At 63.5% G+C, this 20,520-nt stretch carries 16 protein-coding genes and 1 other RNA gene; 4 read left to right on the plus strand and 13 right to left on the minus strand.

The features are described 5' to 3' along the window. Nucleotides 1–15 precede the first annotated feature (15 nt). The 12 genes from dksA to P353_RS19235 all read right to left on the minus strand — a co-directional run bounded on the left by dksA (nucleotide 16) and on the right by P353_RS19235 (nucleotide 13,403). Nucleotides 16–759, minus strand: a complete 744-nt coding sequence (gene dksA, locus P353_RS29635; RefSeq protein ID WP_003069012.1) for an RNA polymerase-binding protein DksA — start codon at nucleotides 757–759, stop codon at nucleotides 16–18. Between the two features lie 254 nt (nucleotides 760–1,013). Further along, a complete protein-coding gene (locus tag P353_RS19185) occupies nucleotides 1,014–2,135 on the minus strand; it encodes a CobW family GTP-binding protein (RefSeq protein ID WP_034373150.1) in 1,122 nt (373 codons plus the stop codon). Nucleotides 2,136–2,345: 210 nt separating this feature from the next. Next, nucleotides 2,346–3,392 carry a tyrosine recombinase XerC gene (locus P353_RS19190; protein WP_034373153.1) on the minus strand — a complete coding sequence of 349 codons (1,047 nt, stop codon included), beginning with the start codon at nucleotides 3,390–3,392 and terminating at the stop codon, nucleotides 2,346–2,348. A gap of 24 nt (nucleotides 3,393–3,416) precedes the next feature. Next, complete coding sequence (locus P353_RS19195) at nucleotides 3,417–4,130, minus strand: DUF484 family protein (protein WP_003069020.1); 714 nt, start codon at nucleotides 4,128–4,130, stop codon at nucleotides 3,417–3,419. Then, nucleotides 4,127–5,005 (minus strand): diaminopimelate epimerase, encoded by an 879-nt coding sequence (gene dapF, locus P353_RS19200; protein WP_034374093.1) that lies wholly within the window; start codon nucleotides 5,003–5,005, stop codon nucleotides 4,127–4,129. The genes P353_RS19195 and dapF overlap by 4 nt, the downstream gene beginning before the upstream one ends. Before the next feature lie 50 nt (nucleotides 5,006–5,055). Beyond that, nucleotides 5,056–5,616, minus strand: coding sequence for a MarR family winged helix-turn-helix transcriptional regulator (locus tag P353_RS19205; RefSeq protein ID WP_034373157.1), 561 nt, complete (start codon nucleotides 5,614–5,616; stop codon nucleotides 5,056–5,058). Nucleotides 5,617–5,712: 96 nt separating this feature from the next. After that, nucleotides 5,713–7,476, minus strand: a complete 1,764-nt coding sequence (locus P353_RS19210; protein WP_034373159.1) for an acyl-CoA dehydrogenase family protein — start codon at nucleotides 7,474–7,476, stop codon at nucleotides 5,713–5,715. A gap of 169 nt (nucleotides 7,477–7,645) precedes the next feature. Then, nucleotides 7,646–8,653 (minus strand): Bug family tripartite tricarboxylate transporter substrate binding protein, encoded by a 1,008-nt coding sequence (locus P353_RS19215; RefSeq protein WP_034373162.1) that lies wholly within the window; start codon nucleotides 8,651–8,653, stop codon nucleotides 7,646–7,648. Between the two features lie 91 nt (nucleotides 8,654–8,744). Continuing rightward, the gene (locus tag P353_RS19220) at nucleotides 8,745–9,752 is read right to left on the minus strand and encodes a tripartite tricarboxylate transporter substrate-binding protein (protein WP_034373165.1); all 1,008 of its coding nucleotides are present in this window, start codon (nucleotides 9,750–9,752) and stop codon (nucleotides 8,745–8,747) included. Nucleotides 9,753–9,848: 96 nt separating this feature from the next. After that, entirely contained in the window at nucleotides 9,849–10,616 is a 768-nt protein-coding gene (locus P353_RS19225; protein WP_034373169.1) for an SDR family NAD(P)-dependent oxidoreductase, read from the minus strand. A gap of 60 nt (nucleotides 10,617–10,676) precedes the next feature. Further along, nucleotides 10,677–12,581, minus strand: a complete 1,905-nt coding sequence (locus tag P353_RS19230) for a feruloyl-CoA synthase (RefSeq protein WP_034373172.1) — start codon at nucleotides 12,579–12,581, stop codon at nucleotides 10,677–10,679. A 39-nt stretch (nucleotides 12,582–12,620) separates the two neighbouring features. Further along, nucleotides 12,621–13,403, minus strand: coding sequence for a crotonase/enoyl-CoA hydratase family protein (locus tag P353_RS19235; RefSeq protein WP_003069038.1), 783 nt, complete (start codon nucleotides 13,401–13,403; stop codon nucleotides 12,621–12,623). 159 nt (nucleotides 13,404–13,562) lie between these two features. Between P353_RS19235 and P353_RS19240 the strand changes: the two genes are divergently transcribed. The 4 genes from P353_RS19240 (at nucleotide 13,563) to P353_RS19255 (ending at nucleotide 20,109) form a co-directional block, all read left to right on the plus strand. Continuing rightward, a complete protein-coding gene (locus P353_RS19240; RefSeq protein ID WP_034373175.1) occupies nucleotides 13,563–15,257 on the plus strand; it encodes an MBL fold metallo-hydrolase in 1,695 nt (564 codons plus the stop codon). Between the two features lie 66 nt (nucleotides 15,258–15,323). Then, a complete protein-coding gene (locus P353_RS19245) occupies nucleotides 15,324–16,091 on the plus strand; it encodes a pseudouridine synthase (protein ID WP_034373178.1) in 768 nt (255 codons plus the stop codon). Nucleotides 16,092–16,187: 96 nt separating this feature from the next. Then, the gene (locus P353_RS19250) at nucleotides 16,188–17,504 is read left to right on the plus strand and encodes a sigma-70 family RNA polymerase sigma factor (protein ID WP_034373182.1); all 1,317 of its coding nucleotides are present in this window, start codon (nucleotides 16,188–16,190) and stop codon (nucleotides 17,502–17,504) included. A gap of 136 nt (nucleotides 17,505–17,640) precedes the next feature. Continuing rightward, nucleotides 17,641–20,109: a TonB-dependent siderophore receptor gene (locus tag P353_RS19255; protein ID WP_034373186.1), complete on the plus strand. Its 2,469-nt coding sequence runs from the start codon at nucleotides 17,641–17,643 to the stop codon at nucleotides 20,107–20,109. A gap of 44 nt (nucleotides 20,110–20,153) precedes the next feature. Here the strand turns inward: P353_RS19255 and rnpB are convergent. Then, nucleotides 20,154–20,514, minus strand: an RNA gene (gene rnpB, locus P353_RS27665) — RNase P RNA component class A. Nucleotides 20,515–20,520 lie beyond the last annotated feature (6 nt).

Raw genomic sequence — 20,520 nt, forward strand, 5'->3', positions numbered from 1 at the left:
AACGCCTGACGCAGATCAATCGCCGTACATCTTCTGCTTGAGCTCACGGCGCTGCTGGGCTTCCAGCGACAGTGTAGCCGTGGGGCGAGCCAACAGGCGTCCCACACCGATAGGCTCGCCGGTTTCGTCGCAGTAGCCGTAGTCACCGGCATCAATGCGGGCAATGGACTGATCGATCTTCTTGAGCAGCTTGCGCTCGCGGTCACGGGTGCGCAGCTCGAGAGCGTGCTCTTCCTCTATGGTGGCACGATCGGCAGGATCGGGCACCACGACGGTGTCTTCACGCAGGTTTTCCGCAGTCTCGCCCGCATTCACATGCATATCGTTCTTGAGCGCGACCAGCTTGCGACGGAAATAGGCCAGCTGGGCGTCGTTCATGTAATCGTCATCAGACATGGCCAGCACTTCAGCATCGGTCAGCTCCTCTACCGACTTGGTCTTCCAGGCGTTGGCCAGCTTGGGATCTTTCTTGGGCACAGCTTGCTTTGTGTTGGTCATTGCTTTCGTATCTCTCATGGTTGCCGCAGCCTTGACTGCCGAAGCTGCCAGGGGCGGAACATCTGTTTCAGGCTGCCGCGCTGGAGGCGATGCAGAACGCTTGGATCTGGACGATTTGGAAGATTCTCCCGCTGCTGCAGGTACCAGCACCGGGTTGTCCAACGCTGCGTCCACCAAAGAGGTCTCGACGCTGCGGGGGTGCACAGCCGCTGCCGCAGCTTTGGCTGCAGCCTTGGGCAGATTACTTTTCACAGCGGTCACGTCCTGTCTCCTTACAGTACAGAGCCCTTGCAGGGCCGGATTGCTCCAACACCCTCTTTAGGGCCGGCATTGTAGCCACGCCAGTCGCCCCAGCCCGACTCCGTTGCACATACCCCACAATTTGCAACAAAGCCTGCGCCTGTTTCGGTCAGTTTGCGAGAAATAACAGACAAACAAAACGGCCTGCTTGGCAGGCCGTCAGTCATTGTCAGCAAACCGTTAGCTTTCGCCGAAACAGCCCCAAAACTCAGGGTTTACACCAGACATTGATCCAGTCCCTGGCGAAGAATATCCTGCGGCAGATCGATACCGATGAAGACCATTTTGCTGACTCGCTTTTCATCGGCTTCCCACTCGGGTCCCAGATCGCTGCCCATGAGCTGGTGCACGCCCTGGAAGATGACCTTGCGGCTGGTGCCCTTCATGTCGAGCACGCCCTTGTAGCGCAGCATCTTGGGGCCGTAGATATTGACGATGGCGCCCAAGAAGTCTTCCAGCTTGGCCGGGTCGAAAGCGCGATCGGCCCGGTAGACAAAGCTCTTCACGTCATCGTCGTGATGATGGTGATGTGGGTGATTGCAGTGCTCGCCATGCTCGTGGTCATGGTGGTCGTGGCCACAATGCTCGTCATGCTGGTGTCCATGGTCGTGATCGTGTTCGCATTGGCCATGGTCATGGTCGCAAGCGCTGTGGTCGTGATGATCGTGGTCGTGATCATCTTCCTTGAGGAAATCGGGGTCGATGTCCAGCTTGGCGTTCAGGTTGAAGCCACGCAGGTCGAGCACTTCGCTCAGGGGCACATCGCCAAAATGAACGGCACGGATGGGCGCGCGAGGGTTCATATGCTTGAGGCGATGGGTCAGCGCCTCCTTTTCCGCATCCGTCACCAGGTCGGTCTTGGACAGGAACATCTGGTCGGCAAAGCCCACCTGACGGCGCGCTTCCTGGCGGTCGTCGAGTTGCTGGTTGGCATGCTTGGCATCCACCAGAGTGATGATGGAGTCGATCAGATAGGTCTCGGCGATCTCGTCATCCATGAAGAAGGTCTGGGCCACGGGGCCAGGGTCTGCCAGGCCGGTGGTCTCGATGACGATACGGTCGAAGTCCACCTGTCCCTTGCGGCGCTTGGCGGCCAGCAACTGCAAAGCCTCACGCAGGTCTTCGCGGATGGTGCAGCAGATGCAGCCGTTGCTCATCTGCAGAATCTGTTCTTTGGATTCGGTCTTGAGAATGTCGGTGTCGATGTTCTCCTCGCCGAACTCGTTCTCGATCACGGCAATCTTCATGCCGTGGGATTCGTGCAGCACGCGCTTGAGCAGCGTGGTCTTGCCCGAGCCCAGAAAGCCCGTGAGGATGGTGACTGGAATGAGAGCCATGCGTTGAAACCTCTTGCTGCGGCCAGCCGCCACATGCGGCTGTCCAAAAAACACGGGCGGCGCATCCCTATGCGCGCTCCGGTGATAACAGCTGGGGAGTGTAGCGGCGCTTTCAAGCGCGCATGGACAGCAGGGACGGCAGAAATTTCAGCAAAAATCTCCCTCCATCACATACTCAACAATCACTTTACGCTATCAAATCAGGACTCTTCAGTCTTGCTCTTCGTCGTCCAGCGTGCGCAAGGGAGCAGGCATCTCACCGACACTGCGGCGCTGCGCACGCGGATGGGATTTTTCATAAGCCTGGGCCAGATGCTGGAAATCCAGCCGCGTATAAATCTGTGTGGTGGCAATGCTGGAATGCCCGAGCAGCTCCTGCACGGCACGCAGATCGCCACTGGACTGCAGCATATGACTGGCAAAGGAGTGACGCAGCACATGCGGGTGCACGCCAGTTGCAAGCCCCGCCTGCTGGCCTCGCTGCTTGAGACGTGACCAGACCGACTGGGCGCTGAGCCGCTCGCCCCGGCGGCCGACGAACAAGGCCGCTTCGTCCTGTGCCTTGAGCTGTGCAGTGCCGGTCATCGCGGTGCTGCGCAGCGCCAGCCAGCGCTGCAAGGCCTGGATCGCCATGCGCCCCACGGGCACGATGCGGCGCTTGCTGCCTTTGCCCTGAACATGGGCATCGCCCGCCTCCAGATCAATCCAGCCCCGGCCTTCATGCCGGCTATGCTGATCGGGCCGCAGATCCAGCCCCACCAGCTCGGCCACACGCAGGCCACAGCTGTAGAGCAGCTCGGTCATGGCGACGTCACGCGCCTCTATCCACGGATCAGCTTCGGGGTTCTGAAAACTGGCCAATTGCACGGCGTCGTCCACTGCCAGAGCCTTGGGAAGAGGCTTGGCAGCCTTGGGGCCGCGCACGCCCTCCACGGGGTTGAAAGGTACCAGTTCCCGCTGGGCCGCCCAGCGAAAGAAGCTGCGCCAGCCTGAAAGAATCAGTGCGATGCCGCGTGCACTGCGGCCGGCGCCATGCATTTGCGCAGCAAAGCGGCGGATATGCGAGGGTTGCAGCGTCAAAAGCTCCTGAGCTGCCGCCTGCGCAAAGCTCTGCAGCTTGATCAGGTCCAGCGCATACAGCGTATGCGTGCGCTCGGCCAGGCGCTTTTGCACACGCACATGCTCCAGATAGCTGTGGACAACTTCCGGAAGCTGCGCGTACTGCTCCTCAAAAGAGGGCTGCTCGCGCTCTTGCATCAGTATCTACACCCTTTTGCAGCTTCAGCCGTGCGCCAGCGTCAGCGCAGGAGCACGCATGCGCGAGAGCGAGGCACTGGCCAGCTCGGAGATGCGTGAAAGGAATTCAAGACCCATAGTGGCATCGAAGCGCAGCGGGTCGGGCGAGCCCAGCACCAGCATGCCAAAGGCGTTGGAAGTGCTGTCCATGGCACCGTCATGCAGGGTCAGCAGCGCTACCGACTGCACCGCATTGGGGTTTGGCAGCCAGGTCACGGGTTCGAAGCCCATATTGGGGCCGCAGAACGGCATGGTCAGCGACGAGGCAAAGGCCTTGGCATCATCGCTCACTCCCATGGTGTAGACGGTGCCGCTGTGCGCGCCCGCCACATTCCACAGACGCAGCGCGACCTGGGGTACATCAAACGTGTGCTGCAGGCTGGCGGTGAGCGCATGGGGCAGCTCGCGCAGGTCCTGCACCTTGACCAGGGCATGGGTCCACTGGTGAATCTTGTTGGCGATGGAGGCGTTCTCGCTGCCGTGGCGCACCATGTCCATGATGCGATGCTCCAGACCCTTGATCTTTTCGCGCAGCATCTCGGCCTGGCGCTCCTGCAGGCTGACGGCACGTGGGCCATGGCCGCTGATCAAACGCACGCCCGTCAGCATCTCGGCGTGGCGCTCGAAGAAATCGGGGTTTTCCTGGAGGTAGTCGGCAATCGACTCTTCGGTCATGGCGGTATCGGTCAAGCTGTTCATAAGGTATCAGGTATGTCGATCTGGCCTTCAAAAACAAATTCGGCAGGGCCTGTCATGCGCACGCGATCCTGCGCACCGCCAGCCCATTCAATGGTCAGCAGACCGCCACGGGTATGCACATCGACGCGCTGGTCGAGCAGGCCCCAGCCAATGCCGGCCACCACGGCGGCACAAGCCCCCGTGCCGCAGGCCAGGGTCTCGCCAGCACCGCGTTCATAGACGCGCAAGCGGACTTCACCACGGTTGAGGATCTGCATGAAGCCGGCGTTCACACGCTGAGGAAAACGGGCATGGTTCTCGATCAACGGGCCGTGCAACTCCACCAAAGCGGCATTCACATCGTCCACCAGTTGCACCGCATGCGGGTTGCCCATGGAAACGGGCGCTATCCAGACTGTAGCTGGCTGCAAAGGTGTATCAATCGTCAGAGGCCATTTTTGTGTTGACCCCAAGGCTTCAGGCTCCAGACCGTCGCTCGTGAACGGCACCTTGGCCGGATCGAGCTGAGGCGCACCCATATCGACCGTGACGCGGCCATTGCCATGAATTTCGGGGGCGATGACGCCCGAGAGGGTCTGTACTCGGATCACGCTCTTGTCGGTCAGCCCCTTGTCATGCACATAGCGCGCAAAACAGCGTGCGCCGTTTCCGCACTGCTCGACCTCGCCACCATCGGCGTTGTGGATGACATATTCAAAGTCCACGCCCTCTGCGGGCGCCGGGCGCACCGTCAGGATCTGGTCGGCGCCCACGCCAAAGTGACGATTGGCCAGGTAGCGGTACTGGGCGGCGCTCAAGCCCAGACGAGCCTGGGTTTCGTCGAGCACGACAAAGTCGTTGCCCGCGCCTTGCATCTTGGTAAAGCGAATCTGCATGATGCCGCACATTATCGCGCCGGGCGCAGGATCTGCGCCATGCCATGGGATCAGCGATACAGCTTTTGCAACAACGCCATGAGCTGCACCTGCTCGGCAGCACTCAGATGCGCGATGGCACGGGTCTCGCTGCTCTTGAGTTCGGGCTCGGCCGTATCCACCAGTTCGCACCCTGCGGCGGTCAGGTACAGACCCGTGGCGCGGCCGTCTCGCGGGTGCGGACGCCGCTCCAGAAAACCGCGCTTGCCCAGCGCATCGATCATCCCCACCATATTCGGCGGCAGCACGGCCAGTTGCTGACAGAGCTGACGCGAGGTGATGCCCGGATTGCTGCCCACCAGCGACAGCACGGAAAACTCGACAATCTTGAGGTCAAAACGCTCCATGCAGCGCATGAAAACCCCCACCAGAGCGAGCGAGGCGCGCCTTGCGTTGTAGCCCAGCAGCGACTCCAGAAAGCTGGCATTGACCTGATCGACGGCAAAAACTTCGGCACTGTCCCTGGGCTCCTGCCCCGAGCCCGGGAGGTCCGAGCCGGCCTCTTTGGAGCGCGTTCCGCGCAAGGAGCGTGCAGGTTTGGAATCTGGTTCAGCAGTCTTGTGAGCGAGCATTGGCGATGTCAACTTCGAAGGCAAAAGAGCAATCCAGGAGCGCGATGAAAAGACTGCAATTGTGCCGGTATTGCTCGCATCTTGCAGCCATTTTGATCAATGCGCAGAGGTGAACAGCTGGTTGCCGTGCACAACGGAAGCCTGCGCCCACTGCGCCTTCATCAGAGTCAGACGCCAGTCCATTTCAGGCAATATGCGCTGCAGCACCTGCTTGCAGGGGCCTCGCCAGCGCTCACCATCACCTCCCGCTGTGGCAGCAATACGTGCCCACGCCCAGCCCAGCAGCACCACGGCCACGCAGCGCAGATAGTCGTCGGCCACGCGCCAGGCCAGGGTGTCATCTTCCTTGCAGGCCTGCGCCAGCACCGTGGTGAAGTAGCGCAGTTGGGCCAGGCAGCGCAGCACTTCTGCATCCAGCGCCCGCCCAGCATCGAGGCTGTTGCGCAAAGTCAGCAGCCATTGCCCCATGGCCTGACCACCGTCCGGAAGCACCTTGCGCACCAGCAGGTCGATGGCCTGAATTTCATTCGTGCCTTCGTAAATCATGGCCACGCGCGAATCACGCACGATCTGCTCTATGCCCCACTCGCGGATATAGCCGTGGCCGCCGAATACCTGCAGGCAGGCGCTGGAGCCCTCGAATGCCTGCTGGGTCCAGGCCGCCTTGAGCACGGGCGTGATCAGGCTGCACCACTGCTGGGCCTGATCACGCTCACGGGCGCTTTCGGCATGTCGCGCCATATCGAGATAAATACCGGTCTGGTAGGCGAGCACACGCCCGCCATCCACCCAGGCACGCTGGAGATCGAGCGTACGGCGAATGGCCGGATGCTCGATGATCAAATCTGCTGCATCGCCAGCGCCACGCGAGGCAGGCACCGCCCCTGGCGCGCGCATCTGGCGGCGTTCCTGCGCATAGGCATGGGCCTTCTGCCACGCCGCGTCCAGCAGCCCTATGCCCTGCAGCGCCACGTGCAGACGCGCGGCATTCATCATGACGAACATGGCGTTCAGGCCCGCTGCGGGCTGACCGATCAGCCAGCCGGCAGCGGCATCAAAACGCATCACGCAGGTAGGGCTGCCATGCAGGCCCATTTTCTCCTCGATGCGCTCGCAGACCACGCTGTTGCGCTCGCCATCTGGCAATAGCTTGGGCACAAGAAAAAGCGACAAGCCCTTTGGCCCTGCAGGGGCCCCGGGCAGACGCGCCAGCACCAGATGCACGATGTTATCGGTCAGATCATGCTCGCCGCCCGAAATGAAAATCTTGCTGCCGCTGATCTCGAAGCGCTCGCCCAGCTCGGATTCGCCCATCGCCACGGCCTGCGTGCGCACCTGCCCCAGGTCGCTGCCCGCATGGGCCTCCGTCAGGCACATGGTTGCCAGCCATTCTCCGCTGGCCACCTTGGGCAGATAGGCACTCTTCAAGGCCTCGCTGCCATGGTGCTTGAGGCACTCATAAGCGCCATGCAGCAAGCCCGGAGCCATGGTCCAGCCATGGTTGGCGGCGCTCAGCCATTCATAGAGCACGCCTTCCAGCACCCAGGGCAGACCCTGACCTCCGTCCTCCTCGGCACAGGCCAGTGCAGGCCAGCCGGCCTGCCAGAAGTCCTGATATGCCTGGGCAAATCCAGGCGGCGTAGTGACCTTGCCCGCTGCAAACTGCACGCCGACCTCATCGCCTTCGCGCGACAGCGGCGCCACCACCTCGCCCACCCATTTGCCGCCCTCCTCCAGCACTTGCTGCATCAGCCCCCGGTCCGTTGCCGCATGCGTCGGCAGGCGCTGCAACTGCTCATCGGCCTGGAGCACATCAAAAAGAAGAAACGCGATATCGGCACTGGCGGGCAAATAGGACATACAAAACCGGCTGCAACGCAGCAAATGAAAATCTCTAAATAACGACCCCATACGCGCCGAGCGCGGCCCATGCCAGAGATGCCAAGCAAGGGCCGCCCCGCCGCGAAGGCATCGTCCCCCTCCCGCGCAGCGAGAGAGGGGGAAGCCGCGAAGCGGCTCAGGGGCTGTATCAGGTATCCGCAGTAAAGCCAATCTGCTTGACCAGCGGCCCCCAACGCTCGAACTCCGCCTGCTGCGAACGGGCCATCTCCTCGGGCGTGGAGCTGGTGGCAATCAGGCCGACCACACCCACGCTTTCCTTGAGAGTCTCGCTCTTGAGCGCCGCCGTGATCGCGGCATGGGCGCGTGCACGCACATCGGCGGGCGTCTTGGCATTGGCATAGAAGCCAAACCACTCCTCGGCTGTCAGATCGGCAAAGCCCTGCTCGGCAAACGTGGGCACATTGGGCAGATAGGGATTGCGCTGCGGGCCGCTGGTGGCCAGCACGCGCAGCTTGCCGGCCTTGTAGTAACTCAGGAAGTCGCCGCTGGGGCCCATCACGGCAGCAATCTGGCCACCGGCCAGGTCGGACACCGCAGGCGCCGTGCCGCGATAAGGCACATGGCTGAGCTTGATGCCCGAACGCAGGCTGAGCAGGGAGCCGATCAGATGCGGCTGGGTACCTGCTCCTGGGCTGCCGAAGCTGGCCTTATCGGGGTTGTTCTTGCACCAGGCCAGAAAGTCCTTGAGCGTCTTCACCTCGGCCGGCACGGCAGGGCCGACAGCCAGCCCGTGGTGCATGATGGCCCCAATCGAGATCGGCTCGAAATCCTTGGCTTGATAGGTCAGCTTGCTATAGATATGTGGATAGATGGAGAAGGCCGAGACCTGCGACAGCACGATGACCGAGCCGTCCCCCACGGAGTTGCGCAGATTCTCCAGCGCGATGCGGCCACCGGCACCAGGCTTGTTTTCCACCACGCCCATGTTCTTGGAGTAGCTGGTGCCACCGATCTTTTCGGCCACGCGACGCGCCACCGAGTCACCGGCACTGCCTGCGGGAAAGCCGTACAGAATGCGCACCTGCTCCAGCGGCCCGCTGCCCTGGGCATAGGCACTGCGGCCGGCGATGCCGCCGAATGCGGCCAGGGCGGCTCCAGCGCCCAGGCCTTTGACGAAATTGCGACGATCTTGCATGGTTTGTCTCCTTTATTGTTCGATCGCTATGTGCAGGCTTGAGCCTGTCTGAAAAATCCCAGCTCGAATGCTATTCGATACCAAGCGGTCATCAGGAATCGCTCGTAAAACCGATCTGCTTGACCAGCGGCCCCCAGCGCTCGAACTCGGCCTGCTGCGAACGGGCCATTTCCTCGGGCGTGGAGCTGGTGGCAATCAGGCCGACCACACCCAGGCTTTCCTTGAGCGCGTCGCTCTTGAGCGCCGCCGTGATCGCCGCATGGGCGCGTGCACGCACATCGGCCGGTGTCCTGGCATTGGCGTAGAAGCCAAACCACTCTTCGGCCGTCAGATCGGCAAAGCCCTGCTCGGCAAAGGTGGGCACATTGGGCAGATAGGGGTTGCGCTGCGGACCGCTGGTGGCCAGCACGCGCAGCTTGCCGGCCTTGTAGTAGCTCAGATAGTCGCCGCAAGGCCCCATGATGGCCGCGATCTGGCCACCCACCACGTCCGAGACACCGGGAGCCATGCCGCGATAAGGTGCATGGCTGAGCTTGACGCCCGAGCGCAGGCTCAGCAACGCCCCCAGCAGATGCAGCTGGCTGCCGGCACCGGGGCTGCCGAAGCTGGCCTTGTCGGGGTTGTTCTTGCACCAGGCCAGAAATTCCTTGAGCGTCTTCACCTCGGCTGGCACGGCAGGGCCGACGGCCAGACCGTGGTGCATGATGGCTCCGATGGAGATCGGCTCGAAATCCTTGGCCTGATAGGTCAGCTTGCTATAGATATGCGGATAGATGGAGAAGGCCGAGACCTGAGACAGCGCAATCACCGAGCCGTCCCCCACGGCATTGCGCAGATTCTCCAGCGCGATGCGGCCACCGGCACCGGGCTTGTTTTCCACCACGCCCATATTTCTGGTGTAGCTGCTGCCGCCCATTTTTTCGGCCACACGGCGGGCCACCGAGTCCCCGGCGCTGCCTGCGGGAAAGCCGTACAGAATACGCACCTGCTCCAGCGGCCCGCTGCCCTGGGCATAGGCGCTGCGGCTGGCGATGCCGCCGAATGCGGCCAGCGCTACGCCAGCGCCTAGACCTTTGACGAAATTGCGACGACCTTGCATGACTTGTCTCCTGCTTGAAATACGGACTCTTCGGTCCTGTGGAATCAATACACGTCTCGATAGCAAACCAGCGGGCTGTCACCAGCCCGCCCTGTCTCAGCGCGCAGCCATGCGCAGCGCACCATCCAGGCGAATCACCTCTCCATTGAGGTGATCGTTGTGCACGACGTGCACGGCCAGATCGGCAAACTCCGAAGGCTTGCCCAGGCGCGAGGGAAAGGGAATGGACGCCGCCAGCGACTGCTGCACGGGCTCGGGCAGCTCCTTCATCAACGGTGTGGCGAACAGGCCAGGCGCCACGGTGCAGACACGAATGCCGTGCTGAGCCAGATCACGCGCCATGGGCAGCGTCATGCCAACCAGGCCACCCTTGGATGCGCTGTAGGCCTGCTGCCCCACCTGGCCGTCAAAGGCTGCCACCGAGGCGGTATAGAGAATCACGCCACGCGCGCCATCTTCGAGCGCTGCCAGCCTGGCGCAGCGTGCGGCAAACAGCCGCGTCATGTTGTAGCTGCCGATGAGGTTGACGCGAATTACGCGCTCAAAGTCTTCCAGCGGTGCGGGCTCGCCATCGCGGCCGATCACGCGCTTGGCCGTACCGATGCCGGCCACATTCATGAGAATGCGTGCGTCGCTGCCCCATTGCTCGCGAATGGCGTCCAGCGCAGCCGTGACGCTGGCCGCATCGCAGATATCGCTCTGCAGCGCCAGTCCGCCAATCTCGGCAGCCACCGCCTTGGCCTTGTCGAGCTGGCGGTCCAGCACGGCAACCCTGGCCCCTGCAGCAGCCAGCGCACGCGCCGTGGCTTCGCCCAGGCCCGAGGCTCCCCCGGTCACGATGGCAATCTGATCCTTAACTTGCATGTCACTATCCTTTTAAAAGCTGCTTGCGCTTTCTGCTATCGGGCTCAAGCCTGTTCTGGCTCAGAGATTGGGCTTGAGGATCAAAGCCAGCGTTTCGTCGTACAGGCCGGTCACCACATCGGCGCGATGCTGGAGCACGGCACGCTGGTTGATGGAGCCCTTGTCCGTGACTTCGCCCAGATCCAGCGATGGCGGCTTGATCGCCGCCACCGCACGCGCAATGCGGGTGGCACTGCCGGTTGCCGTCTGCGCCAGCTGGTTCAGAACCGTCTGCAAATGCCGCTGCACGGACTCGCTGTGCATGATCTGCTCCAGCGTCGCCCCCGCGTCCAGGCCGCTTAAGGCCGCACAGGCCGGGGTCCCGAAAACGATGGCACCGACCTCCTTGCGATCCAGGCCGGTCAACACCACGTCCTGGATATAGGGCGCACCTGCGTGAATGATCCTGGCCCGCAACGGTCCCACATTGACGAACGTGCCCGTGGCCAGCTTGAAGTCTTCGGCAATGCGGCCATCGAAGCGCAGGCCCTGGTTTCGATCCTGCGGGTCGCGCCACTGCACGGCGTCGCCGGTGCGGAAAAATCCGTCCTCATCAAACGCCTCGTGCGTCGCCTCCGGCGCGCGCCAGTAGCCGGGCGTGACGTTCGGTCCGCGATAGCGGACCTCCAGCTTGCCATCCACAGGCGCCAGCTTGAGCTCCAGACCCGGCACCGGTACGCCCAGGTCTCCCGAGCGCACATCGGGACGGTTGATGAACAGGGCCGATGGAGAGGACTCGGTCATGCCCAGGCCCGTTCCCATCACGATGCGCTCGCCGCACTCGGACTCCTGGGTGCGGTGCAGGCTATCCCAGACGGGCTGCGCCAGAGAGGCTCCGGCGTAGAAGAACATCTTGACGCGCTTGAGCAGGCTGCTGCGCAACTGCGCGTCGCTCTCCATGGCGCGGGCGATGTATTCGAAGCCCGTGGGTACGTTGAAGTAAACAGTGGGCGAGATCTCGCGCAGATTGCGCAGCGTCTCGGCAATGCCCGCCGCCGTGGGCTTGCCTTCGTCGATATAGACGGTGCCGCCGTGATAGAGCGCGAGGCCGATGTTCTTGTTGCCGCCGAAAGTGTGATTCCAGGGCAGCCAGTCCACGAGAACCGGCGGCCCCTTGACCATATCGGGCATGGTCTGGGCAATCTGCTGCTGGTTGGCACACCACATTCCATGCGTGTTGATCACGGCCTTGGGCAGCTTGGTCGAGCCCGAGGTGAACAGGAACTTGGTGATGGTGTCGGGCCCGGTGGCCTGCATGGCAGCATCCACCGCAGATGTGGGCGCGGTCGCCAGCAGGTCGGCAAACAAGGTGCACGACTGGGCGTCGACGGCCGGCTTGCGGTAGACCACCTCGCAGCCATCGGGCAGCACGGCGCGTACCGCCTTGTCATAGCGCGCGGCATCGGCAGCAAAGATCAGGCCGGGCGTGAGCGTGTCGACCACATGACGCAGCTTGGCGTAATCGGTGCTGACCAGCGAATAGGCCGTGGAGACCGAGCAATAGGGCACGCCCGCATACAAGCAGCCCATGGCAAGCATGGCATGGTCGAGATCGTTCTCGCTGAGGATGATGACGGGGCGCTGTGCGGAGAGCTTTCTGTCCAGCAAGGCCTGCGCGATGCTGCGCGCTGCTGCCAGTGTGCGTTCATAGCTGATGCATTGCCAGTCGCCCGTGCTGCCGTCGACCAGTCGCTCACGCTGAGCAATGAAGGTCTGCTGCGGCGTGGTCTGCGCCCAGTGCACCAGCTTGTCGGTCATGCGCGCTGCGTGCTCTGCCAGCTCCTGGTCGGAGCGCACGTAGAAAGTGCCGTCGCCTGCCTCCCTGACCTGGATGCTGCGCACGCCGAACTCCAGCTCGCGGTAGCGGGGCCTGCTCCCCTCTACCACCTGGCCGAGGGCCTGCATGGCTGTGTTTGTCTCCTGCATTGTCTTTGTCTCCACAGCGTTGTTTTATTGAGGTTGCTTTCAGTCCTTGCTGACCTTGGCCGCCCGCCCGGACAGGAATTCCTGCAAACGGAACTTGGCTTCCGGCGCACTCTGCGCCACGGCGGCCATCAGAGCTTCTGTCATCAGCCCCTGATCGGCGGGCTGATCGGCAATCCGGGGCAACGCGTGCATCAGCGCGTAATTGGTCATGGGGGCGTTTTCGGCAATGCGCAGCGCCAGCTCCACGGCCTTGTCCAATGCATGTCCTTCGGGCACCAGATATTGCGACAGACCAATGCGCTCACCCTCTTCGGCCTTGTACACACGGCCTGTGAACATCATGTCGGCCATGCGCGCGGCTCCGATCAGGCGCGGGATGCGCACCGAGCCGCCGCCGCCCACGAAAATGCCGCGCGAACCTTCGGGCAAGGCATAGAAGGTACTGCTGTCGGCCACACGGATATGGCAGGCGCTGGCCAGCTCCAGACCGCCCCCCACCACGGCACCATGCAGGGCGGCGACAACGGGCACCGCGCCGAACTGCACCTGGCGCAGCGCCTCATGCCACATGCGCGAATGCAGAACGCCCTGGGCCGCATCGCGTTCGCTGAGCTCGCTCAGATCCAGGCCGGCGCAGAAATGCGGTCCATCGCCATCCACCACTGCAGCGCGCACGCTGGCAGGCAGATTCATGAATACATCGCGCAGACCCAGAACCAGCCCGTCGGACAAGGCGTTGCGCTTGGCGGCACGCATCAGGCGAATGACGGCGACCTGTTCGGCTTCGCCACGGAACTCAACTGCAATTTCTTTATGAGTCATAACCATTCCTTTTGCAACATTATTGTTATTTCAAATAACTAAATGCAAGACATCCCCGGACGTTTGCTCTCAGTGCTTTCCCCGATTCGCACAGCAGGAGTGCACAACTAGTCCAGGTGTGACATTCACGAACGCGGCGACTTCGCATAATGTGACCTCATGACATCACCCAGCCAGCCCCGTCCCAGCCAGTTGCTTCAGCCCCAGCGCGCGCCAGTTCCCGCGCGAGACGCTTCCACGCTTTTGTTGCTGCGCGACTGCGCCGACGGCAATGGTTTTGAAGTGCTGATGACAAGGCGCGCCGATCAAGGCATCTTTGCCAATGCCTATGTTTTCCCCGGTGGCGGCCAGGAAGATGAAGATGCAGCCCCAGCCAGTCACGCGCTGGCGCGCGTGCGCCCCAGCATGATCGCCGAGGCGGGAGATGAACGCATCACCCAGGCTCTGGCAGGCATTCGCGAGACTTTTGAGGAGCTGGGCATCCTGCTGGCCTATGACCAGGCTGGCCAACCCGTTCCACCTGCCCAAGTTCAGCAACTGGACCGCAAGGCATCGCTGTATGAGCAATGCCGCGCGCGCGGCTGGACGCTGGCCGTGGACCAGCTCTGGTATCTGGCCCACTGGACCGCACCACTGGACCTGCCCAAGCGCTTCAACGTTCCGTTCTTTGTGGCCCGCATGCCCGAGGGCCAGACGGCGGTGGCCGACGAAACCGAGCAGTTCGAGCCAACCTGGATTTCTCCGCAGGATGCGATTGCGCGCTTTGAAGAGAAAAAGCTGTTCATCCTCTTTCCCACCCAGCGTACATTGCAGCGCATCGCTCACCTGCCCGATACCCAGGCCGTGATCCACACCCTGCTAAACGAGAAGCCGCTGTGGCAGGCCTGCCCCCGTGGCGGCCACCTCAAAGGCAAAGACACACGCCATACCGAAACCGATATGGCCTATGGCGAGCTGGAAATGGTGCTGCCCGACGGCCACGGCATTCACCATCTGGACTGGCAGCCTGAAAAAGCTGTGCCGCTGCGCAAGAACCTGCTGCGCCTGACGGCCCCCAACCCCGGCATGATGACCGGCCCCGGAACCAACAGCTATCTGGTCGGCGATGCGCATACCGGCTATATCGCCATCGACCCCGGCCCGGACGATGCCGATCATCTGCAGCGCCTGCACGATGCAGCTGGCGGCGATATCCGTTTCATCGTCTGCACCCATTCCCACCCCGATCACTCGCCGGGTGCCGCGCCGCTGCAGGCCATGGTCCTGCTCTCGGGCCACGCCAGGCCGCCCATCATGGGCCTGCCTTCAGCACCCACGGCACGTGCCAACAGTCGCTTCAGACCCGAGGTGACGCTACAGGACGGAGAGCGCATCACGCTTAGCGGAAAAGGGGAAGAAGGCGAAATCACGCATACGCTGCAAGCCATCTTCACGCCCGGCCACGCGGCCAACCACCTGTGCTTTGTGCTGGAGGAGGACGCGCTGCTATTCAGCGGCGATCACATCCTCAATGGCAGCACCACCGTCATCAGCCCGCCGGACGGCAATATGATCGATTACCTCGATTCGCTGGACCGGCTGCATGCCATGTGTCTGGAGTACGACATTCGCTACATCCTGCCCGCCCACGGCTACGTGCTGGGCTTTGCTCAGCACCAGATCACCCGCCTCAAGGCCCACCGCCTGGCGCGCGAGGCCAAGGTGCATCAGGCCATGCGCGCCAAGCCGGACGGCAGCATTCAGGACTGGGTGGCGATTGCCTATTCCGACACGCCGCAAGCGCTGTGGCCCGTGGCCCAGCAATCGCTGCTGGCGCATGTGGAACGCATTCAGAAGCTGTGCCTGGGCCGATAGCGCGCCGCGACCGCCGCGCTAGACCTGTGGACAACTAGGACATGGCCGGAGCATTAAGCTCTCGCCATGTCTGAATCCCTGCCTGAACAAGAAAGCATCCGCCTGGCCAAACGCCTGGCGGAGCAAGAACAATGCTCGCGCCGCGAGGCCGAGCTCCATATCGTCGCGGGCAATGTCCAGGTGGACGGCAAAGTGGTGCAAGTGCCCGAAACCCGTGTGCGCCCCGACCAGGTGGTGATCCTGACCAAGGATGCCAAGCCTGAAGCCATTCCGCCCGTCACCATCCTGATGAACAAGCCTGCGGGCATGACCCAGGGCCCGGCCTATGGCCGCGTGCGCAGCGCGCATTCGCTGCTGAGCGAAGACACCAAGGCCAAGCTGGACACACCCATGCCCCAGCTGGTGCTGGATCATCACTTCAGGAATCTGGAGTCGTTTCTGACGATTCCCCTGCCTGCCAGCGGCCTCATCGTCTACACCCAGGACAAGCGCGTGGCACGCAAGCTGGCCGAGGAAGGCATCTGGCTGGAGCAGGAAATCATCGTCGGCGTAGAGGGCCAGATCATTGAAGATGGCCTGGAGATCCTGTACGAAGGTCTGCCCATTCCCGGCGGCAATGGCCATCGCCGCATGCCACCCTGCCATGTGAGCTGGCAAAGCGACAACCATCTGCGCTTCGCTCTCAAGGGCATTGCGCCCGAAGAGATCGAGAAGATGTGCGCCGCCATCGGCCTGACGGTGCTCAGCATGCGCCGGCTGCGCCTTGGCCGCGTCTCGCTGGCCAAGGTGCCCGAGGGTCAGTGGCGCTATCTGATGCCCTGGGAAAGGTTCTAGACACCTGCCCTCCAGCGGCATCGCGGGTCACGCGATTGGCAAATGAGAATCATTTCATAGAATGCGGGATTCCTGTGCTGCCTTCCGGCCTCCCGCATGCCCGCGCCCGTCTCTTCCTCCTCCCTGCTGAGTACCTTCCAGGACTGCTATCACGAGCTGGTGCGCTTCGTTGCACGCCGCACCGGCCCTCAGGCCGCGCGTGACCTGGTCCATGACGCCTGGATACGCCTGGCCGAACGCCAGCGCGGTGAAAGCGATGCGCCCACCGCGCCGGACCACTCACCAAGCGCCAGCCGTCCCTATCTCTACGCGGTGATGGAGAACATCGCCATCGACCACCTGCGCCATGGCCAGCGCACGGCCGAGCGCTTTGACAGCAGCGTCCGCGAAGGCGAGCCGCCCTCCCCGCTCAGCCCCGACGTGGCCGACACCCATTCCTACCGCCAGGCCCTGGCTGGGGTCGAAGGTGCCCTGGCGCAGCTGCCAACGCGCTGCCGCGACATCTTCTTGGCCGACCGCATCGAGGGCGCCTCGCATGCCGAGCTGGCGGCGCGCCACGGCGTATCGGTCAAGACGGTGGAGCGCGACGTCATGCGCGCCATGGACAGCGTGGAAGCCGAGCTGCGCCGCTGGCGCGGAGATGCCGTAGCATCCTCCGCAACACGCACGGGCCGCCGCCGTGCCCTGTCCAGCCTGCTGGGCCTGGCAGGCCTGGGTGCGGGCAGTGCGGCGATCTGGCGGGCCTGGCTCCAGTGGATGCCGCAATACCAGATCCGTCTGAGCACAGCCACCGGCCGCATGCTGAGCCAGCCCCTGCCCGACGGCAGCAGCTTGACGCTGGACGCAGCCAGCCGCGCCGAGGTGGACTTCTACGCCAAGCGCCGACAGGTGCGGCTGCTGGCCGGCAGCGCCTTCTTCGTCGTGGCGCGCGACACGGAAAGGCCCTTCGTGGTCCAGGCCGCAGACGTACAGGTCACCGTGCTGGGCACGCGCTTCGAGGTCGCGCTGGAGGGCGATGCCGTGCTGGTCGCCGTCGATGCAGGCCGCGTGCAGGTGCGCGACGGCAGCGGCGCCCACTATGAACTGGGCGCAGGCCAGATGCTGCGCCTGGTGGCAGGACAGACAGCCGCCGTACAGACCACTGCCACGGTGGCGGTCTGGCAGGCAGGCTGGCTGGACTTCCAGAACACGCCGCTGGCCGACGTGGCCCGGCGTCTGGAACGCTACAGCCCGCAACCGCTGCGCGTGGAGCCCGATGCCGCCGCTCTGCCCGTGCTGGGGCGCGTGCGCATTGCAGCGGCCCAGAGCTGGCTGCGCATGCTGCCGCACACCCTGCCGGTCAGTGTGCAGGAAGAGGAAGGGGAACAGGGCCCGGGAACCGGGCGCACCCTGGTCATCCGCCGCCGCAGCTGATGCGCCGAAAGCTCGCCATGTGCGCATCAGGAATGAGGGAATGTCGGCGCCCGTTCGTAAAGGCATGAAGACCCCGGAACGCGAATCATCCGCAACCCGGGAATCACCATTGCCCAGATCCGTCACGGGACCTTCCATGTCTTCATCCCCATCCCAACCTTCCCGCCTTGCCCGCCACCATGCGATCGCGGCTGCCATCGCACTGCTGGCCCTGCAGCTGCCTCCTGGCGCTCAGGCTCAGGCAGCACCGGCCACGGCCGCCAGCACCGACTTCCACATTCCCGCTCAGCCGCTGGACCAGGCGCTGGCCCAGCTGGCCCGCCAGGCTGGCCTGCAACTATTGGCCGCGCCCGAACTGGTGCAGGGCCGACGCGCGCCCGCCGTGGAAGGGCGCCTGAGCACGACAGCAGCCGTAGCCCGGCTGCTGCGCGGCAGCGGGCTGGAAGGCCATGTGAGCCAGGGCACGCTGGTGGTGGAAACGCCTGCCGGCACCGGATCCCTGCCCGAAGTCACGGTCTCCGCCGTGGGCGAGACCACGACCACCGAAGGCTCGGGCTCCTACACCACGGGGCTGATGAGCACCTCCACCAAGCTGCCGCTGTCTATCCGCGAGACGCCGCAGTCCCTGACCGTGGTCACGCGCCAGAAGATGGATGACCAGGGCATGCTATCCATCGACGACGTGGCCAACAGCGCCACCGGCATCACCATCAACCGCTGGAGCGACGACCGGGCGCGCTATTTCTCGCGCGGCTTCGTGATCGGCTCCTTCCTGCAGGACGGCGTGCCCGTCTCGTATGAAACCGATACCTCCACCTACGACACCATGGCCATGTACGACCATGTGGAAGTGGTGCGCGGCCCCACGGGGCTGATGACGGGCGTGGGCGATCCTTCGGGCACGATCAACTTCGTGCGCAAGCGCGCGCCGCGCACCACCCAGCGCTCGGCCACGCTGCGCGCCGGCAGCTGGAACCAGGCCGTGGGCGAGATCGATGTGGGGGGCTCCTTCAACGAGGACGGCTCGGCGCGCGGGCGCGTCGTGGCCTCGCTGCAGTCGCGCGACCACTTCATCGATGGCTACGGCAGCCGCCGCCAGCTGCTGTACGGCACCGCCGAATTCGACCTGGGGCGCGACACCACGCTGAGCGTGGGCGGCTCCTATGTCAACGAAGACAACCCCGGCTCGCAATGGATGGGCGTGCCGATGGGCTTCGATGGCTCTTTCCTCGACATTGCGCGATCCAGGCGTTTCTCGCCCTCCTGGAGCAAATGGGACAAGAAGGAGGTCAGCCTGTTCGCCGACCTGGAGCACCGCTTCGACAGCGGCTGGAAGGCCAGGCTGGCCGCGCGCGCCCTGCAGGCCAAGTCCGCGCTGGACGGCGCCTACCTGGTCTCGGGCGGCCTCGACGAACTGGGCCGTACGCGCTACGACGTGGCTGGAGGCCTCTACGACTACGACAAGCGCCAACTCAGCCTGGATGCCTCGGCCCAGGGCCCCGTGCGCCTGTTCGGCCGCGAGCACGACCTAGCCTTCGGTGTCAGCCGCCGCACCATCCGCTGGAGCGACCAGGGCTACAGCTACCTGTCGCCCACCGGCGAGTGGTTGATCGCCAATGGCGTCGATCCCTACACCTGGAACCCGGACTCGCTGGACCGCTCCGGCCTAATGGCCGAAGACCTGTGGACGCGCCGCCAGAAGACCACGCTGACCTCGGCCTACGCCACGGGCCGCTTCCTGCTGGCCGAGCCGCTGAACCTGATCGCCGGTGCACGCCTGGATTGGTATGACTTCACCAACGCCCAGCGCCAGGGCAGCTGGAGCCGTGAACGCGAATTCAGCGAGAAAGCCCATGCCACACCCTATGCGGCGCTGACCTACGACATCAACAAGACCTACTCGGCCTATGCCAGCTACACCAGCATCTTCCGGCCACAGGATTTTCTCGATGTCTCGGGCAGCATGCTGGCGCCGGTGGAAGGCCGCAATTTCGAGCTGGGCCTCAAGGGCAGCTATCTGGACGACCGCGTGAACCTAGCCGTTGCCGTGTTCAACACCACGCAGGACAACCTGCCCCAGGCCATTACGGACATCAACTCCTGCACGGTGAAGACCAATTGCTACCGCTCGGTGGGCAAGGTCAGGAGCAAGGGGCTGGATGTGGACATCAGCGGCGAGGTCCTGCCACGCCTGAATGCCGGCTTTGGCTACACCTTCACCCAGGCCCAGATCGCCAGCGACAGCACCGAAGGCGTCAAGGGTGCGCCCTATGCCAGCTACACGCCGCGCCACCAGCTCAAGCTTTCCGCCATGTACCACCTGGGCGGCGAGCTGGGTGCATGGCGCGTGGGCGGCGGCCTGCGCTACCAGAGCCGCACCACGTCCGAGTCGCTGACCAGCGCCGAGGGCTATGTCATCCGACAACCGGCCTATGCTGTGGCCGACCTGGTGGTCGGCTGGCGCGTGAACCAGCAGTTGGACCTGCAGGTGAACATCAGCAACCTGTTCGATCGTCGCTATTTCGAGACCCTGGGCACAAACAATGGTGGCAACTATTTCGGCATGCCGCGCAAGGTTCTGCTGACCGCGCGATACCAGTTCTGACCCGCCAACGAAAATGCCCCGCCAGTGGCGGGGCATGGAAGAAAGTGTGAAGTGCGCCGATAAGCCGGATTCTGTGCACAGCGGTTGCCCGCCATGTGACCGCCATTAATCTTGGCCATCAGTCGCCTGATGGCTCGGTGCTACCTACCCGCACACTCCGGGGGCCCCGTCAACGTGTGCCTACTTGGTATTGCTGCGCGTAGAGATTGCCCGTTTCACCCTGGTTGGTCTGCCTTGCGGCACTCCTGCCAGACTCGTCTCTGTTGCTCTGATCCTCACCTCACGGTGGACAGCTGTTAGCTGCTACGCCGCCCTATGCAGTCCGGACGTTCCTCCAGTACGGTCTTTCGACCCAACGCAAGCGTTGGCCTTTCGGCTAGTACCAGCGGCGGTCTGGCGCACTTCACGGCG

This window comes from Comamonas testosteroni (genome assembly GCF_000761245.1).
GTDB classification, from domain to species: domain Bacteria; phylum Pseudomonadota; class Gammaproteobacteria; order Burkholderiales; family Burkholderiaceae_C; genus Comamonas; species Comamonas testosteroni_C.

What these genes read in the sequence shown, in the direction of transcription:
- P353_RS19230 (WP_034373172.1), bottom strand. Translation starts at nt 12,581, where the DNA reads ATGCAGGAGACAAACACAGCCATGCAGGCCCTCGGCCAGGTGGTAGAG.
- P353_RS19225 (WP_034373169.1), bottom strand. Translation starts at nt 10,616, where the DNA reads ATGCAAGTTAAGGATCAGATTGCCATCGTGACCGGGGGAGCCTCGGGC.
- dapF (WP_034374093.1), bottom strand. Translation starts at nt 5,005, where the DNA reads ATGCAGATTCGCTTTACCAAGATGCAAGGCGCGGGCAACGACTTTGTC.
- P353_RS19205 (WP_034373157.1), bottom strand. Translation starts at nt 5,616, where the DNA reads ATGCTCGCTCACAAGACTGCTGAACCAGATTCCAAACCTGCACGCTCC.
- P353_RS19190 (WP_034373153.1), bottom strand. Translation starts at nt 3,392, where the DNA reads ATGCAAGAGCGCGAGCAGCCCTCTTTTGAGGAGCAGTACGCGCAGCTT.
- P353_RS19195 (WP_003069020.1), bottom strand. Translation starts at nt 4,130, where the DNA reads ATGAACAGCTTGACCGATACCGCCATGACCGAAGAGTCGATTGCCGAC.
- P353_RS19250 (WP_034373182.1), top strand. Translation starts at nt 16,188, where the DNA reads ATGCCCGCGCCCGTCTCTTCCTCCTCCCTGCTGAGTACCTTCCAGGAC.
- P353_RS19220 (WP_034373165.1), bottom strand. Translation starts at nt 9,752, where the DNA reads ATGCAAGGTCGTCGCAATTTCGTCAAAGGTCTAGGCGCTGGCGTAGCG.
- P353_RS19255 (WP_034373186.1), top strand. Translation starts at nt 17,641, where the DNA reads ATGTCTTCATCCCCATCCCAACCTTCCCGCCTTGCCCGCCACCATGCG.
- P353_RS19185 (WP_034373150.1), bottom strand. Translation starts at nt 2,135, where the DNA reads ATGGCTCTCATTCCAGTCACCATCCTCACGGGCTTTCTGGGCTCGGGC.
- P353_RS19235 (WP_003069038.1), bottom strand. Translation starts at nt 13,403, where the DNA reads ATGACTCATAAAGAAATTGCAGTTGAGTTCCGTGGCGAAGCCGAACAG.
- P353_RS19240 (WP_034373175.1), top strand. Translation starts at nt 13,563, where the DNA reads ATGACATCACCCAGCCAGCCCCGTCCCAGCCAGTTGCTTCAGCCCCAG.
- P353_RS19215 (WP_034373162.1), bottom strand. Translation starts at nt 8,653, where the DNA reads ATGCAAGATCGTCGCAATTTCGTCAAAGGCCTGGGCGCTGGAGCCGCC.
- P353_RS19245 (WP_034373178.1), top strand. Translation starts at nt 15,324, where the DNA reads ATGTCTGAATCCCTGCCTGAACAAGAAAGCATCCGCCTGGCCAAACGC.
- P353_RS19210 (WP_034373159.1), bottom strand. Translation starts at nt 7,476, where the DNA reads ATGTCCTATTTGCCCGCCAGTGCCGATATCGCGTTTCTTCTTTTTGAT.